This is a genomic window from Bacteroides mediterraneensis (genome assembly GCF_016900355.1).
GTDB lineage: Bacteria > Bacteroidota > Bacteroidia > Bacteroidales > Bacteroidaceae > Phocaeicola.
In genome coordinates this window covers 34930-50389 of the sequence record NZ_JACJKA010000020.1, presented here as the reverse complement: position 1 = coordinate 50389, position 15460 = coordinate 34930, and the positions used below count along the sequence as shown (strand labels likewise).

The 15460-nt window shown below is 46.0% G+C and carries 11 protein-coding genes; 2 read left to right on the top strand and 9 right to left on the bottom strand.

Annotation, left to right across the window (positions count from 1 at the left end; genetic code table 11):
* Nucleotides 1-58: 58 nt before the first annotated feature.
* Together H6A28_RS11145 and H6A28_RS11140 are read right to left on the bottom strand one after the other, a co-directional pair.
* On the bottom strand, nucleotides 59-1246 hold the full coding sequence (locus H6A28_RS11145; protein WP_204480330.1) for an ectonucleotide pyrophosphatase/phosphodiesterase: 1188 nt from the start codon (nucleotides 1244-1246) through the stop codon (nucleotides 59-61).
* A 95-nt stretch (nucleotides 1247-1341) separates the two neighbouring features.
* Nucleotides 1342-4551: a TonB-dependent receptor gene (locus H6A28_RS11140; protein WP_204480328.1), complete on the bottom strand. Its 3210-nt coding sequence runs from the start codon at nucleotides 4549-4551 to the stop codon at nucleotides 1342-1344.
* 410 nt (nucleotides 4552-4961) lie between these two features.
* Here H6A28_RS11140 and H6A28_RS11135 point away from each other — a divergent pair, with 410 nt between their 5' ends.
* Both H6A28_RS11135 and H6A28_RS11130 read left to right on the top strand, forming a co-directional pair.
* On the top strand, nucleotides 4962-6137 hold the full coding sequence (locus tag H6A28_RS11135) for an MFS transporter (RefSeq protein ID WP_204480326.1): 1176 nt from the start codon (nucleotides 4962-4964) through the stop codon (nucleotides 6135-6137).
* Nucleotides 6138-6160: 23 nt separating this feature from the next.
* Nucleotides 6161-7330, top strand: coding sequence for a DUF3843 family protein (locus H6A28_RS11130; RefSeq protein WP_204480325.1), 1170 nt, complete (start codon nucleotides 6161-6163; stop codon nucleotides 7328-7330).
* A gap of 77 nt (nucleotides 7331-7407) precedes the next feature.
* Here H6A28_RS11130 and galK read toward each other — a convergent pair whose 3' ends face one another.
* The 7 genes from galK to H6A28_RS11095 all read right to left on the bottom strand — a co-directional run bounded on the left by galK (nucleotide 7408) and on the right by H6A28_RS11095 (nucleotide 15366).
* Nucleotides 7408-8562, bottom strand: a complete 1155-nt coding sequence (galK, locus tag H6A28_RS11125) for a galactokinase (protein ID WP_204475624.1) — start codon at nucleotides 8560-8562, stop codon at nucleotides 7408-7410.
* A 71-nt stretch (nucleotides 8563-8633) separates the two neighbouring features.
* On the bottom strand, nucleotides 8634-10127 hold the full coding sequence (locus H6A28_RS11120) for an MFS transporter (RefSeq protein WP_204480323.1): 1494 nt from the start codon (nucleotides 10125-10127) through the stop codon (nucleotides 8634-8636).
* Nucleotides 10128-10178: 51 nt separating this feature from the next.
* The gene (locus H6A28_RS11115; RefSeq protein WP_204480321.1) at nucleotides 10179-11273 is read right to left on the bottom strand and encodes an aldose epimerase family protein; all 1095 of its coding nucleotides are present in this window, start codon (nucleotides 11271-11273) and stop codon (nucleotides 10179-10181) included.
* A 96-nt stretch (nucleotides 11274-11369) separates the two neighbouring features.
* On the bottom strand, nucleotides 11370-12656 hold the full coding sequence (locus tag H6A28_RS11110) for a bifunctional folylpolyglutamate synthase/dihydrofolate synthase (RefSeq protein ID WP_204480319.1): 1287 nt from the start codon (nucleotides 12654-12656) through the stop codon (nucleotides 11370-11372).
* Between the two features lie 71 nt (nucleotides 12657-12727).
* Nucleotides 12728-13381: a hypothetical protein gene (locus tag H6A28_RS11105; protein WP_204480318.1), complete on the bottom strand. Its 654-nt coding sequence runs from the start codon at nucleotides 13379-13381 to the stop codon at nucleotides 12728-12730.
* A 170-nt stretch (nucleotides 13382-13551) separates the two neighbouring features.
* Nucleotides 13552-14736: a molecular chaperone DnaJ gene (dnaJ, locus tag H6A28_RS11100; RefSeq protein WP_204475619.1), complete on the bottom strand. Its 1185-nt coding sequence runs from the start codon at nucleotides 14734-14736 to the stop codon at nucleotides 13552-13554.
* A 15-nt stretch (nucleotides 14737-14751) separates the two neighbouring features.
* The gene (locus tag H6A28_RS11095; protein WP_022053079.1) at nucleotides 14752-15366 is read right to left on the bottom strand and encodes a nucleotide exchange factor GrpE; all 615 of its coding nucleotides are present in this window, start codon (nucleotides 15364-15366) and stop codon (nucleotides 14752-14754) included.
* Nucleotides 15367-15460 lie beyond the last annotated feature (94 nt).

The following is a 15460-nucleotide window of genomic DNA, read 5'->3' as shown; positions in this document are numbered from 1 at the left end:
TCAAACGTCCTTGTGTTTTTTTAAAACGCAAGTGCGTCTTTTTGCAGAGTTATAAATCTCATGGAATTAACATGTTTTCTACTTCCTCTAAGCTGCCGTCTGTCTTTTCAGGAGTGATGTGCAGCAAACGAGCCAGCAGGGAATAAATCGATACGTTCCGGAACTTGGGTGCTTCGTATCCCTTCTTGAAGTCGGGTCCGCATGCCCGGAACATCACCTGCATATCGTCGTAGGTCGGGTCGAAACCGTGAGCGCCTGGAAGTGTCTGGGTACCTTCTTCCACCAACCAGCCCAGGTCGGGCAGTACGATGATGTCGCCCACTCGCGGATTGCTACCGTAGTGCAGGTAAGCCGGAATTTCTTCTTTCTTCCATACCCGCACGTGCTCCAGTCCCTGCAAGGCCTGATATACTGAGTCGCGGTATTCTGGTTTTGTATAAATCTGTGCCGGCAGGTTGCCGTCTATCAGTGTGTACCAATTCTCTTTCAGCAGGTGCTTGATGGGCACAAAGCGGTCGGCACTCACTGTGGCCATACCGTGGTCGGCCGTCACAATCAGGTTGATGTCTTTTCCGAAAGGCAGACTTTGCAATCCCTCCCACAAGTATCTCATGAGTCCATCCAGTTCTTCGATGCAGCGGCGTGTTTCCTTGCTGTGCGGGCTGTAACTGTGACCGTAGGTGTCGGAATCTTCAAAGTACATCATAATCAGTTGAGGCCGTTCTTCTTCCGGCAACTTCAGCAGTCGCAGGGCCTCTGCCACACGTTCTGTTTGAGTAAGACGGGGCTTTTGGTCGTACACATGATAATAGGTAGGATGCTGTCCTTTTACGGCAATGTCGGAACCTACCCAATAGATATTTCCTGTCTTGATGCCCTGTTTCTGGGCTGTAATCCAGATGGGTTCCCCTCCGTAGTAGGCGGGGTTGTTGCGGGTTTCCGGCTTGGTCATCTTGTAGAGTTCCTTGCGTTCCGGGTCCCAGAATGTGTTGGCTACGATGCCATGATGGTCAGGTACCAGTCCCGTGGCAAGGGTATAGTGGTTAGGGAAGGTTTTTGAAGGGAAAGAAGGAATCATGGTAGCCTTCACGCCTTCGCGGGCCATCTGGTCGAAGAACGGAGTGTCGTACATTTGGGGGTAATCCCAGCGGAATCCGTCGAGGGAAACAATCACGGTGTAGTGTTTGCCGGCCCACAAGGAGAGGCAGGTGCACCACAGGAAAAAGAGGATGAAGAATTTTTTCATAAGTCCGGTTTTTGTTGAGGGTTGATAAAAAAGAAAGGTGTATTGCCGCTGGTCTTGTGGGCAATACACCTTTTATGAGAAGGGTCAGTCTTTCATTAGAAAGTCAGTCTTACACCCACCTGGCAGTGCCAGCGTGAGCTGATATCACTCTTCTGGATTTCAGCCTTGTTGTAAGAGAAAGAGGCAATCTTGTTGCCGTCTGCATCGGTAGAAAGACCGTTCATTGTCAACGGTGACAAGTTGTAGGCTGAGCTGTAGCTTGCGCCCCATTTCTTGTTCAGCATGTTGGCAAAGTTGATGATATCGAAAGTGAATTCCAGTTTGCCTACTCCCTGCACATTGTAGATGGTCTGAGCCAGGTGCAAGTCGATTTCATGTTCCCAGTTGCTCAGGTTAGAGTTGCGTTCTGCATACTGGCCTCTGTGGTTCTTGGCATAACTGTCGTTTTCAATCCACTGTTTGAAGGCCTGACGGCTCTGTTCAGCGCTCATGGTTACATTGCCCTTTTTGTCTGTAATGTCGACGAAATTCATTTTGCTCAATTCGGCATCGGTCGGGATGTAGAGCAGTGAGTTGCCAGACCATTTGTCACCGTTGTAATCAGACTTCTCGTTCATGGTCAAGCTGTAGCGGCTGCCAGAGAATCCGTTGTAGATTACCGAGATGGTAGTGCTGGTCCAACCGTTCCAGTATTTCGGACTGTTGTAAGAAGCCTGTACCATGACGCGGTGAGGAATATCAAATTTAGAGAAACCAAGTTCGTTTCCAGAGTTGGTGTCTACTGAATAGTTGTACTTCCAGTTAGAGTAAGCCACAGAACTTGTACCATCATTTACGGATTTGGCATGTCCGAACGTATAAGATGCAGACAAGTCCAGACCGAAGTTGAAGTGTTTCTCCAGCAAGGCTGACAATGCGTAAGTATATCCCTTGTTGGTGTTCTTCAGGTTGATGATACTGTAGTAGTTACCTGAGTTGAACTGGTAGTAAGGAGCGGCAGAAGCTTCATTGCCAGCTACGGCATATACTTTGTTACCGCTCTGGGTCAATGCCAGGTTTTCAAAGAAGACATTGTTCATGGTCTTTGAATAGATACCTTCCAAAGTCATTTTCACATCGCCCGGCAATTTCTGTTCCCATGCCAGGTTTACACGGAATACCTGCGGGTATTTGAAGTTTTTGTCTACGGTTACAATATCAGGTTTTGCGGCAGCTCCGCTTTGTGAGTTAGCTGCACCCAGCGGGTCGTTTGCATATTGTCCCAGTTTCGGGGCATCGTAAGTATAGTTTCCATCTTTATCTTCCGGAGTGATGGTAGTACCCTTGCTTTCCATACCGGTGTTATTGAAGGCATTTGATAACCATACGAACGGTACACGTCCGGTAAAGATTCCGACACCACCACGAATCAGGGTGTTGTGTGAATCGTTGGTATACCACCGGAAACCTACACGCGGTGAGAACAGTACTTTTGCGCTCGGGTTTTCTCCCACACGGGCGTTCAGATTCTGTGCTTCTGCAAACTGGTTGAAGGTTTCGTTTGTAGTCGGATTATTGAAGATGACCGGAATATCAATACGCAAACCGTAAGTCAGGTTGAAGTTGTTGCTGACATCCCATTTGTCCTGTGCGTAGAATCCGAACTGTCCGGATTTCATGGCAGGAGCCCATTTGGTTTCACCGCCTGTCAGTGCCGGGTCAGTATATTTGTACGAATATTTGTAGGGTCTGTCGGCAATGAAGTCTTCCAGTGAGTTGTAATACCATGAACCGTTGGAAGCCTGGATGAACAAGTTTTTCATCCGGTAGATTTCATTGTGCGTACCAAAGGTCAGCGTATGGTTACCCAAGTACCAAGAAAGGTTGTCTTCGAAGGTATAGATGTCCTGATCCAAGTAGTTGGCTCCAGAAGAATATTCAGTACCGATGTTGGCTGTAATGTTCGTGCCGTCCGGTGCCGGGATGTTGCTGATCTGGACAGTCGGACCCTGGTAGGCTACGTCACGGTGGTCACGGATGAAGCTGGCAGAAGCACGGAGTTCATTGTACAGGTTCTGTCCCAGGTGAGAGTTCAATTCGGCCACGATAGAGTTGGTCTTGTTGTTCATGCGGTAGCCGCTGTTTTCGAACATGTAGCTGGTAGAGCCTACACCATAGTTGTCTTTGTATGAGTTGTTGTGCTGGTAGCGCAAAGCCAACTTATGGTTCTGGTTGATGTTCCAGTCGATACGTGCTAACAGACCGAAAGACTTGTTGTCGATATTACGTTGTCCGTAGCTGTCACTGAAACCTGTCATGTTGTAATATGCATCTGCAATCTGCTTGGCTTGGTCAGACGTCAGATAAGAAGTGGTGTATCCCGGATAGATGCTTGACGGATAAGATTCCTTCTTGGCTTCTGCACTGACAAAGTAGAACAGTTTGTCTTTTACGATGGCACCACCCAATGTTCCACCAAAGGTACGGGTGTATTGCTGGGTGAGCGGAGATTTTTCGTAATCACGTACGGCGCTGTACTTGCCATACATGTTCTGGTTGTTGAAGTAAGTATAGGCAGAACCGTGAGTGGTGTTAGTACCCTGCTTGGTAATGGCATTGATACCACCTCCGGTAAATCCGCTCTGGCGTACGTCGAAAGGAGCTACGACTACCTGGATTTCCTGGATGGCATCCATTGAAATCGGGTTGGCATCTGTCTGACCGCCGTTGGTTCCGGATGCTGACAGACCGAATACATCATTACTTACTGTACCGTCAATCTGGAAACTGTTGTAGCGGTTGTTTGAACCGGCGAAGGTGATACCTCCGTTCTTGGAAGTCATGGCCATCGGCATGTTCTTCACGATGTCGTACACGTTACGGTCGACGGTCGGAGTATTTTCAATTTTCTGTGTAGAGAAGTTGTGGGCTGCTCCAGCATTTGCCTTGGCATCGGCTACCACTACTACTTCATCCAGCAACTCTGAACTCGGTTTCATTTCTGCATTCAGGCTGAGTGTGTTACCCAGTTCCAGAGAGATGCCCGTGTAGGTGGTCTTGTTGTAACCCACGTAGGAGATTTCAATTTTGTAGGGTCCTCCCGTACGCATACCTTGGATGGTGTAGCGTCCATCTACATTCGTTACTGCACCATACAGCGTACCAGACGGTTCATGAATGGCTACTACTGTAGCGCCGATAACCGGAGCTTTGGTTTCATCGAGCACTTTTCCGCTGATAGCAGAAGTTGTCACCTGAGCATTTGCGCCTACAGCCATCGCTGAAACGACGAATGCTGAAAACAGGAATTTGGAATGATGTACCATAAAATTTAGATTAAATGAATTGTAAATCTATTTTTAGTGTTTGTCAGTTTATGTCTGTTGTCTTGTTAAATAATGCCTGATTGTCAGACCTTTTCGTTTGCAAAGTTAAAAAATCTTTTCAATTCGTAGAATCTCTCGAGGTGCTTTAACAAATCGCTCAAGGAATTATTAACTTTTTTACTTTACCAAAAAGGGGAAAAGTCCTTCTGAAAAGATTATTTATGTCTGATTATGTGTGAGATATTTGTATTCTGAGTTTTGTAACGAATTTGTAATTTTCTATGGAAAAGGGAAGTTGTTCTTTATATTATTGCATAAATTATGAATTTATTCCCGTTTTAATCTGTAAGTGAATTTTTCGAACTTGTGTTTTTTGCTTATTTTTGTGCCTCAAAGAATTTTGACGGAAGATGAAACTAAGATTGGAGGAAAATAAAGGAATACCGGCACATTTATTATGGATGCTGGCTGTGATATCGGCATTGTCAGTCGCGAATTTGTATTATAACCAGCCATTACTGAATAGAATCAGTGAAGATCTGGGAGTCTCGGAGTTTACAGCGAACCTGATACCGATGACCACGCAGATTGGCTATGCACTGGGATTGCTGTTCATTATTCCGTTGGGCGACTTGTATAAGCGCAAGCATATCATTGTCGTGAATTTCACGCTTTTGGTGGTGGCTACTTGCAGTATTGCCTCTTCGAGAAGTATACCTTATATTTTAATAGCTTCGCTGGTGACGGGTATCTGTTCGGTGATGCCACAGATTTTTATTCCGATAGCGGCACAGTTTTCGTTGCCGGAAAATAAGGCTCGCAACGTGGGAATGATGGTCAGTGGTCTGCTGACGGGAATTCTCGGTTCCCGGGTGGTCAGCGGCTTTGTAGGAGAATATTGGGGGTGGCGCACCATGTATTACATTGCGTCCCTTCTTATGCTGTTGTGTATTTTTCTTGTGCTTCGGGTGTTGCCGGACATGCCGTCGAACTTCAAGGGAACGTATGGTGGACTGATGAAGTCATTGTTTACGCTGTATCGTGACCATCCGACCATCCGGATGGTGTCTGCACGGGCTGGATGCTGCTTCGGCAGTTTTTTGGCTTTGTGGGCTTGTCTTGCCTTCAAACTGAGTGGAGAGCCTTTCCACGCGGGAAACAATGTGATTGGCATGCTGGGTTTATGTGGTATCGCAGGGGCCTTGACGGCTTCTTTTGTGGGCAGTCTGGTGCATAAGTTGGGGGTACGTTTTTTTACCTATCTGGGTTGTGCACTGATGATACTGGCCTGGGTAGTGATGTATGTTTTCCAGAACTTCTATCTTGGGTTTATCGTGGGCATTGTAGTGATTGATATTGGTATGCAGTGCATCCAGATCAGCAACCAGACATGTGCTTTGTCGCTGGCCCCCAAAGCGACCAATCGGGTGAATACGATTTTTATGACAACATATTTCGTGGGCGGTTCGTTAGGAACCTTTCTGGCTGGTACTTGCTGGCATGCATTTGGATGGGCAGGGGTGACAGGAGCAGGAATCGGTTTGGCAGCAGTGTCGTTGCTAATTACGCTTTTCGCCCGGAATTGATTTAATATGGAGAACAGACAAAGATGAAAAAGAATGTGATTTATCTGAACGACTGGCTGGCCATTCATCCCTATACGGCGGTAGCTCCGTCGGATGGTTTCTTTGTGGAGTTGGCCAACCGGCTTTATATGGTGTGCGATCTGGAAGAAGTACCAGAATCGTACCGGAAGAAAATATGTCTTTATGCAGCGGCCTATCTGGAAGATTTGGTGTCAGATTTGGGGCTGTGGCAGGCTTTTATAACGGCTCATACTCATCTGTATGGACGATGTCTTCCGTTTTATCCGCTTGGAAAGAATTATGTCAAGGGAGAAGTCAATGAAGAAGACCTTCGTTTTCTGATTTGGAATACGTGGCAGAAGGCTTTGTTCAAGCATTCGTATGTAAATCCGCTGGACGGACAGATTCTACGGCTGGCACGGGCTTTTATGCCGATCATGGAAGAGGCCTATGAGCAGGCGCCGGAGAATGAGTTGTTGCACAATTATTTTTCGGGGTATGCCGACGAGAAGGAAGCTGACCGGAAACTGACTTGGCTTTTCGGACATACATACCTTACGGAACCGTCTATGTGGCCATATATTCAGCAGGTGACTCCGACCGACCGGTTTATTGTGCCGGTAGGACCTTTGGCGTTGTTTTTGCATGAGTGGATTGATTTGCTGGCAGGCAAGCAGTCGGAGGTGTGGAAGAAGGTGCCGGGACTGTATCCGGAGGAGTCGGTGATACCGGACGAGGTACTGAAAAAGAATGCGGAAATCTATCGGTTGTTCACATTGTGGACGGGTGGAAGACGGATTATCTATCTCAATGGGTATGATTCGTTGAAGCGTTTTCTGGTGGAGATTCTCCGTTGGCCGGACGATGAAAACCATACGATGCCACAGATGAAGTCCAACCGTAACTTTGTGCTGATGGTGGATGAGCAGAAGGGACTATTGCTGGCAAAGGATGTGTGTGAGTATATTGCGGATGCGGAGAATCCGTTTTATAACCAAGAAGAAGCATCACAGAATGCGTTCCGGATGCTGACTGAAGAGATGCTTTGTCCGCCCGATTTACTGACTTACTGCATTTGTGAGAATCTGCTTCCCGATGCGGAATTACCAGAGGTGGGAGAGAAGATGCTGGTGAAGCTGAATGCGGATTTTATCGCCCGTCATTCTTTGCTGTATTATTATCGGGGAGATTGAGTGGATAAGGATTTTATGAATACAAAAAAAGCACGAATTTAATTCGTGCTTTTTTTATGCTTGATATGGATATTGAATTAGCAAATTTTATGAGAACCGTCGCTGATGACCACATCATATACTTTCGGACTGCGGCCGAATTTTTCTTTGAAGCGTTCTTTTGCAGTAGAGATGAAGGTTTCATACAGTTCGTTCTTCACTAAGTTGATGGTACATCCGCCGAAGCCTCCACCCATTACACGTGAACCGGTTACGCCGCAATCGAAGGCGATGTCGTTCAGGAAATCCAGTTCTTCGCAGCTTACTTCATAAAGCTTGCTCATGCCGTGATGAGTTTCATACATCTTCTGGCCTACTGTTTCGTAGTCACCTTTTTCCAGTGCATCACATACATCCAATACACGCTGGATTTCTTCAATTACGTATTCTGCACGCATGTAGTCTTCCTGAGTGATTTCAGCTTTTACTTCGTTCAGCATGTCCATGTTGCAGTCTCTCAAGAATTCTACGGTCGGGTGGTTCTTTTTGATAGCTGCCACTACTGCTTCGCAGCTCTGACGACGTTTGTTGTATGCAGAAGAAGCCAGTTCATGTTTTACTACTGAATCAACCAATACCAGGCGGTATCCGTCCGGTCTGAAGGGGAAGTACTGATATTCCAGTGAGCGGCAGTCCAAACGAATCAGATGGCCTTCTTTACCGAATACAGAAGCAAACTGGTCCATGATACCGCAATTCACACCGCAATAGTTGTGTTCTGTAGCCTGACCAACTTTAGCCAGTTCAAACTTATCGATTTTGTTGTCGCCGAACAAGTCGTTCAACGCGAAAGCATAAGTAGATTCCAATGCAGCAGAAGAAGACATTCCGGCACCCAGAGGCACATCACCGGCAAATGCAGTGTTGAAACCTTTCACGTCAACTCCGCGTTTGATCATTTCGCGGCACACACCGAATATATAGCGTGCCCAGCTTGCTTTCGGGGCATCTTCTTCGTTCAAACCAAATTCTACGTAATCTTTCAAGTCAATAGAGTAGGCGCAAACCTTATCTTTTCCGTTGGGTTTGATTTCGGCTACCATTCCTTTATCTACTGCTCCCGGAAATACAAAACCTCCGTTATAGTCTGTGTGCTCACCAATCAGGTTGATTCGTCCCGGAGAAGTATATACTGAGCCTGTTGTACCGTCAAAATGCTTGATGAAGCGGCTTCTTACAAATTCTATGTCCATAATGATAAAAATTTAAAGGTTAATATTAAAAAGCATATCCGATCCTGACACGCAGGACCGGACAGCCGTGTTTATTCTACAGGAATATCTTTGTTTACATTCTTGCAACCTGTCACACCATAGAACAACAGGTAAGCAAGCATAGCAACAATCAGCCAGTAGCTGGCCATGTAGCCTACTGCATCGGAGATGACTTGCTGCAGCAACGGGAAGATTCCACCACCCACTACCATCATCATGAAGATTCCGGAAGCTTGTGCGGTGTATTTACCTAATCCTTCTACAGCCAGGTTAAAGATACCTCCCCACATAACGGAAGTACACAGACCGCAAAGTACGAGGAAGAGGGCACTTACCGGAACTGATGGAGTTTTCATAGAGTTCATCACATCGGTAGTAGTCATGTGCACTTCATTCAGCTGTTCTGTATAAGGAGCCAGTGCTTCTTCTGACGGGTTGCTGGTGAATGCGGCAATCTGATCAGTTGGAACACCTGCATTTGTCAATATTTCAGAAGTTTTGGCTACAGGATCATATACTATCTTCGGTACATTGAAACCTACTGTTTTGGGCGTAAAGATGGCAATGATGGTAAAGATTATAGCTGTGGCAGAAACTGTAATTAACTGTGCACGGGTTGAAACCTTACCACTGATAATACTACTGGTCAGACGACCCACCAGCATCAACAACCAGTAGATTGCGGCGATGGCACCACCGATGGCTGCACCGTTTGTCAGGATGCCGGCTCCTTTGTCGCTGGAATCGGCCAGATAGAAGTTCAAGGTTCCCGGAATACCGATTTCAATACCTACGTAAATGAAAATACCGATTACACCCAATACCGTATGACGGAAGCTCCAAGGGCTATGCGAGAATTTTTCTTTTGTCGCGTTTTCACCTTTCTTTCTCATGTGAGGTTCCGGAATGGTTACGAAAGAAATCACGATGAAAGTAAAGGCAAACACACCCATGGCAATAAACAACAAGGGGGCTACATCAGACATGGCTGTTTTCGGAGTTACGGTACCAATCAGTACACCTACGAAAAGAGGGGTCAGTGTACCGGCCAATGAGTTTAATGCACCACCTGTCTGAATCAGCTGGTTACCTTTGTTACCGCCACCACCTAACAAGTTCAACATCGGGTTAACTACTGTATTCAGCATACATACGCTGAAACCGCAGATGAAGGCACCTAACAAGTATACAATAAAATTCAACTTGATAGAATATTCGCCTAAAGAAAATACATCTACGTCAGCACCAAAAAGACTTGACAGATATTGTACCAGCAAACCGGCGAAACCGACTGCCATGGCAATCAAGGATGTTTTCTTGTATCCGATTTTTTCCAGCATGTTGCCGGCTGGAATACCCATAAACAGGTATGCCAAAAAGTTCATCATGTTACCCATCATGCCCAATGTGTTGGCACCGGCGTACTGGTTTTTCCAGATAGTACCAAACGGTGCGGCCAGATTGGTAACAAATGAAATCATCGCAAACAGAAAGAACATCGTAATGATTGCGATGACATTAGTTTTTTGTTTTTGTTGTTCCATGGTTTAAATTGAAAGTGTATTAAGTAATAAATTAGATTGTTTTCCTATGTGTTATTTTTCTACCCCGAATTTGTAAATCGTTACTTGATGATAGGTTTCTTCTGGTTTCAATACTACTGAAGGGAAATGTCCTTTGTTGGGTGAGTCTGGGAAATGCTGTGCCTCAAAGCAGATGGCACTTCTGGCGGGGAAGGTAGCCCCGTGATATCCCGCAAAGCCGTTGTGCCAGTTAGCTGTGTAAACTTGTACGCCCGGTTCTGTGGTATAGACCTCCAAAGAACGTCCGCTTTCCGGTTCTACGCATTTTGCGGCAAATACCATCGCATTGGTTTCGCGCTTGTTTAATACGTAGCAGTGGTCGTATCCGGCTCCGTTGATCAGTTGTTGGAAGGATTCGTTGATGCGACTTCCCACGGTATGTGGGGTACGGAAGTCCATCGGTGTTCCTTCAACTTTCAATATTTCCCCGGTCGGAATGGATACTTCATCAATAGGTATGAAATAATCTGCATTAATAGTGACAATGTTGTTATCTACAGTAGGAGTGGGATTGTTCAGACCTGCCAGGCTGAAGAACGCATGGTTGGTCAAATTGATGATGGTTTTCTTATCTGTGTTGGCTACATAAGTAATTACCAGTTCATTATTGTCTGTCAAAGTGTAGGTTACATGGACATCCAAATTTCCTGGAAAACCTTCTTCCCCGTCTTTAGCGAGATAGTGCAGATTGACACTATGTTCATCTTCTTGTTTGGCATCCCATACGCGTGCATGGAAACCGGTTGGACCTCCGTGCAGAGAGTTTGGTCCGTTGTTGATAGTCAGTTTGTATTCTTTGCCGTCCAGCATGAAGCTTCCTTTTGCAATTCGGTTGCCGTAACGTCCAATTAAGGTACTGAGGAAGGGTTCATGACTGTGGATTACATGGTCGATGCTGTCGTGTCCCTGTACCACATTGGCCAGTTTACCGTTTTTATCCGGAACCATTATTGCTAAGATTGCTCCCCCGTAGTTTGTGATGGCTGCTTCTGCACCGTTTTGATTGGAAAGAATAAACAAATCGGTTTCTTTACCGTCAATTGTTTTTTGAAAATCTGCTCTTTTTAAGCCGCTTAAATTATTTTCTTTATAAAATGTGTTGTTCATATTATTAAAATCTTTTTAGTTCACACATCATTTTGTTGTGCAAATAAAAAGATTTTCTCTAACATACCCAAACATTTTTCAAAGAAAGAATGTGGTTTAGTGGTTTAAAGAAAGTAAATCGGCAACGATGAAACTGCTTCCTCCCACAAAAATGAAATCATCGGGTTGAGCTTCATGCCGGGCGGCCTTGAAGGCTTCTGCAACATGTGGATAAGCATTTCCCTGTAAGCCGTAGTTCCCAGCCAAGGCTTTCATCTGTTCACAAGGTAAGGCACGTTTTACGCTGGCTTGGGTGAAGTAATAGTGAGCCTCTTTAGGGAGCATAGAAAGCACTCCGCTCACATCCTTGTCGTTGACCATGCCGATGACGATGTGCAGCGTGTGATAGGTCTGATGGCGGAGCTGCTCGGTGATGTATTGCATACCACCCACGTTGTGTCCGGTATCACAGATGATGGTAGGGTGTTCTCCCAGTTTCTGCCAGCGTCCCATCAGTCCGGTCAGTTCGCATACGTGCAGAAAACCTTCCCGTACATTCTCTTCCGTGAAATGATAGCCTGCCTCGGGTAGCCGGCGGAGAGCAGAGAGCAGGGTATTGGTATTCTTTAACTGGCACAGACCACCCAGTTCCCCTTCCAAATTTGCGTAGTCTGCAGTCTGATAGACATAGTGCATGGCTTCGTTTCGTGTGGCACTGAGAAGCAAGTGCTCATCTTCGGCAAAAACGATAGGGGCGCCCACCTCGTCTGCTTTGGCCTGAAAGACCGGACGGGTTTCGGAGGTAGTTTCTCCAATCACCACAGGGACGCCTTTTTTGATGATGCCTGCCTTCTCAGAAGCAATCTTTGCCAAGGTATTGCCTAAAAATTGTACGTGATCGAAACTGATGTTAGTGATGACACACAAGTCGGGTTGGATAATGTTGGTACAATCCAAACGTCCGCCAAGACCTACTTCGATAACTGCTACGTCTACTTGTTGCTGGGCGAAATAAGTGAAGGCCATGGCTGTGGTCAGTTCGAAGAAAGAAGGATGCAAAGGCTCAAAGAAACTCCGGTGCTTCTCCACGAAGTCGATGACAAATTCTTGACTGACCGGGATGCCGTTCACGCGGATACGCTCCCGGAAATCCACTAGGTGGGGAGAGGTGTAAAGTCCCGTTTTATAACCTGCAGCCTGAAGGATGGCTGCCAGTATATGCGAACAAGAACCCTTCCCGTTGGTCCCGGCCACGTGGATGGTACGGAAACGACGGTGAGGGTGGTGAAAATAATTGTCTAATGCATACGTGTTGTCCAGTCCCTCTTTGTAGGCGTCTTTGCCAACTTGCTGAAACAGAGGGGCGCTGTTATATAGATAAGTAAGGGTTTCCTGATAATTCATGATTCTTGTTTTTTTAAGTCGCTGCAAATATCATCATTTTTATCAGGATAACCTATCTTTTTAGCTTTCATTTACCACCAGTAAGGTCCTTGGGGAGCTCTGATTCCTTCCACGCCAATGCTGATAGAACTGCTTTCATTGAATTTGAAATTGATCATTCCTCCAATCCGGTCGGGTGCGAAATTAGGCAGAGGGTAGTAGTAGGGCGAACGTTTTGGCATAAGCGATTTGTTACCATACGCATATAAGCTGATTCGTTCGTTTACTTTGAAAGCCGCTATTCCAGCCACTCCTACATTCCGGTAGTTGATTCCTCCCCAGTTAAAATTGCTGGCATATAGTCCGCCTGCCACGCTGAAGCGCTTGGTCAGTGGAACCGCATACAGGAATGCCGCATCCTGTCCGAATCCTACGCCGGAAGGAGCATATTTGCTGGGACTGAACGTGACGTTCATACCAATGGAGGCATTAAACCCTTTGTGCAGTTCCCAAGTGGCATAGCCATAGTGGAAAGGAGTAATGCCATACATATCGAAGGGGGAATACAAATAATGTTGGGGTACCGGTGCAGGCAGCGGTACGCTGAGTGTATCCTGCGGCAATGCGTTCTCCATCTGCAAAGAGGTTGCACCAATGGAGTCGGCTGGCAGAGACTTCTTGTTTTCGGTCTGTGCAAAAGCAAGTACCGGACAGAATAACATCCAGAACAAGATACAGCTTTTCATGATTTCTAAATTTTAGTCACTTCAAAATTACAAAAAAAGGTATTGAGTTTGTCGCGATTATTTCTTTTTAGGGTTGGTTTAAAGATTATTTGGACAAGCTGGGAGGAATATACAAAAAAGCCACCCCCTTTGTGGAGGGATGGCTGTGATGTCTTGTCAAAAAGAGGTTATTAATCAAACAGACTTCTGAACTTCTTGAAAATCTTCTCTTTCAGGCTCATATTAGGCTTGAAATTATCAGCTTCCTGCCATTTTTCCAATGCCTGACGTTCTTCTTTGGTCAGTGTTTCTGGAATATAGACACTGATGTTAACCAGCAAGTCGCCTGTGCCTGTATTGTATCCGTAACTGTTGATGTTCGGCAATCCTTTGCCTCTCAAGCGAAGTACTTTACCCGGCTGTGTACCTGGCTCAATCTTGATTTTGGCTTTCCCGTCGATAGTCGGGATTTCTACGGTACCTCCCAAGGCGGCAGTCGGCACGCTCAACAGCAGGTTGTAAATCAGGTCGCTTTCGTCACGAATCAGTTCCGGATGCTTTTCTTCTTCAATCAATACCAGCAAGTCGCCCGGTACTCCGTTGTGCTTTCCGGCATTACCTTTTCCGTTGATGGTTACTTGCATGCCTTCTGCTACTCCGGCCGGAATCTTGACAGTGACTACTTCTTCACCGTACACGATACCTTCGCCGTCGCATTCCTTACATTTGTTTTTGATGATTTTTCCTTCACCTCCACACTGTGGACATACGGTCTGGGTTTGCATCATGCCGAAGATACTTTGCTGGGTACGTGTTACGCTACCTGTTCCGTGGCAAGTTGGACAGGTTTCTGTACCTCCATCGCCTTCAGCACCTGTGCCGTGACAATGGCTGCACTGTACGTATTTTTTCAACTTGAACTTCTTTTCTACACCAGTAGAAATTTCTTTCAGGTTTAATTTTACTTTTACACGTAGGTCGGAACCACGGAATTTACGCTGACGCGGTTGGCTGTTTCCGCCGAATCCACTGCTGAAGCCGCCAAATCCGCCGTGACCTCCAAAGATATCACCGAACATGGAGAAGATATCGTCCATAGACATACCTTGGCCGTTGAATCCACCGAAGCCACTGCCACCACCGGCAGCGCCATCCACACCGGCAAATCCGAACTGGTCATAGCGCGCACGTTTGTCGGCATTGCTCAACACTTCGTAGGCTTCTGCTGCTTCCTTGAATTTTTCTTCTGCCTCCTTGTCCCCCGGGTTACGGTCTGGGTGATACTGGATGGCTTTCTTTCGATACGCTTTCTTTATCTCATCTGCCGTGGCCGTTTTGGCAACTCCCAGCACTTCATAGTAATCTCTTTTCGCCATGACTCTACCTATTTATTATTGGGCAACCACCACTTTGGCGTGACGGATGACTTTTTCATTCAATTTGTATCCGGTCTGTACACAGTCCAGAATCTTTCCTTTCTGATCTTCACTTGAAGCGGGTACCAGTGCGATGGCTTCGTGATAGTCGGTATCAAAATCCTGACCGATAGGTTCCATTTTTTCCAGTCCCTCCTGATGCAAGTTCTTCAGGAACTTTTGATAAATCAGTTCTACACCGTCGTAGATTGCTTTCACGTCTTCTGCTTTCTGCATATTCTGTAAAGCACGTTCCAGGTCGTCCAAAACTGGTAGTACGGCATTGATGGCTTTTTCGCCTCCGTTCTTAATCAGTTCGGCTTTTTCCTTGATAGTACGTTTCCGGAAATTATCAAATTCAGCAGACAGACGCAGATATTTATCTTTTTGCTCATCAATAACTTTCTGAGCTTCTTCCAATTCTTTTTCTAACTTCTCTTCTGCGGTAAGTTCTTTTTCTTCTTCGCCTTTTTCCTGGGCTTTTTGTGCTTCCGCTTCCTGAGATTCAGCGGCAGCCTGTGCATTTTTGTCAGTGTGCTGCTGATTCTTCAATTCTTCTTCCACCTTTTGGTTTTGATTCTTGTTGCTCATATCTTATTTAGTTTTATTCCAATTGAATGTTTTTGCTTTTTCTCCAGCAAAAATCGTGCCTTAGCTCAGCTTTTTGTGGATTGGCCGCAAAAAT

Coding starts and splice junctions, on each gene's coding strand:
- H6A28_RS11145 (WP_204480330.1), bottom strand. CDS start 1,246: ATGAAAAAATTCTTCATCCTCTTTTTCCTGTGGTGCACCTGCCTCTCC.
- galK (WP_204475624.1), bottom strand. CDS start 8,562: ATGGACATAGAATTTGTAAGAAGCCGCTTCATCAAGCATTTTGACGGT.
- H6A28_RS11130 (WP_204480325.1), top strand. CDS start 6,161: ATGAAAAAGAATGTGATTTATCTGAACGACTGGCTGGCCATTCATCCC.
- H6A28_RS11105 (WP_204480318.1), bottom strand. CDS start 13,381: ATGAAAAGCTGTATCTTGTTCTGGATGTTATTCTGTCCGGTACTTGCT.
- H6A28_RS11115 (WP_204480321.1), bottom strand. CDS start 11,273: ATGAACAACACATTTTATAAAGAAAATAATTTAAGCGGCTTAAAAAGA.
- H6A28_RS11110 (WP_204480319.1), bottom strand. CDS start 12,656: ATGAATTATCAGGAAACCCTTACTTATCTATATAACAGCGCCCCTCTG.
- H6A28_RS11120 (WP_204480323.1), bottom strand. CDS start 10,127: ATGGAACAACAAAAACAAAAAACTAATGTCATCGCAATCATTACGATG.
- H6A28_RS11135 (WP_204480326.1), top strand. CDS start 4,962: ATGAAACTAAGATTGGAGGAAAATAAAGGAATACCGGCACATTTATTA.
- H6A28_RS11095 (WP_022053079.1), bottom strand. CDS start 15,366: ATGAGCAACAAGAATCAAAACCAAAAGGTGGAAGAAGAATTGAAGAAT.
- H6A28_RS11140 (WP_204480328.1), bottom strand. CDS start 4,551: ATGGTACATCATTCCAAATTCCTGTTTTCAGCATTCGTCGTTTCAGCG.
- dnaJ (WP_204475619.1), bottom strand. CDS start 14,736: ATGGCGAAAAGAGATTACTATGAAGTGCTGGGAGTTGCCAAAACGGCC.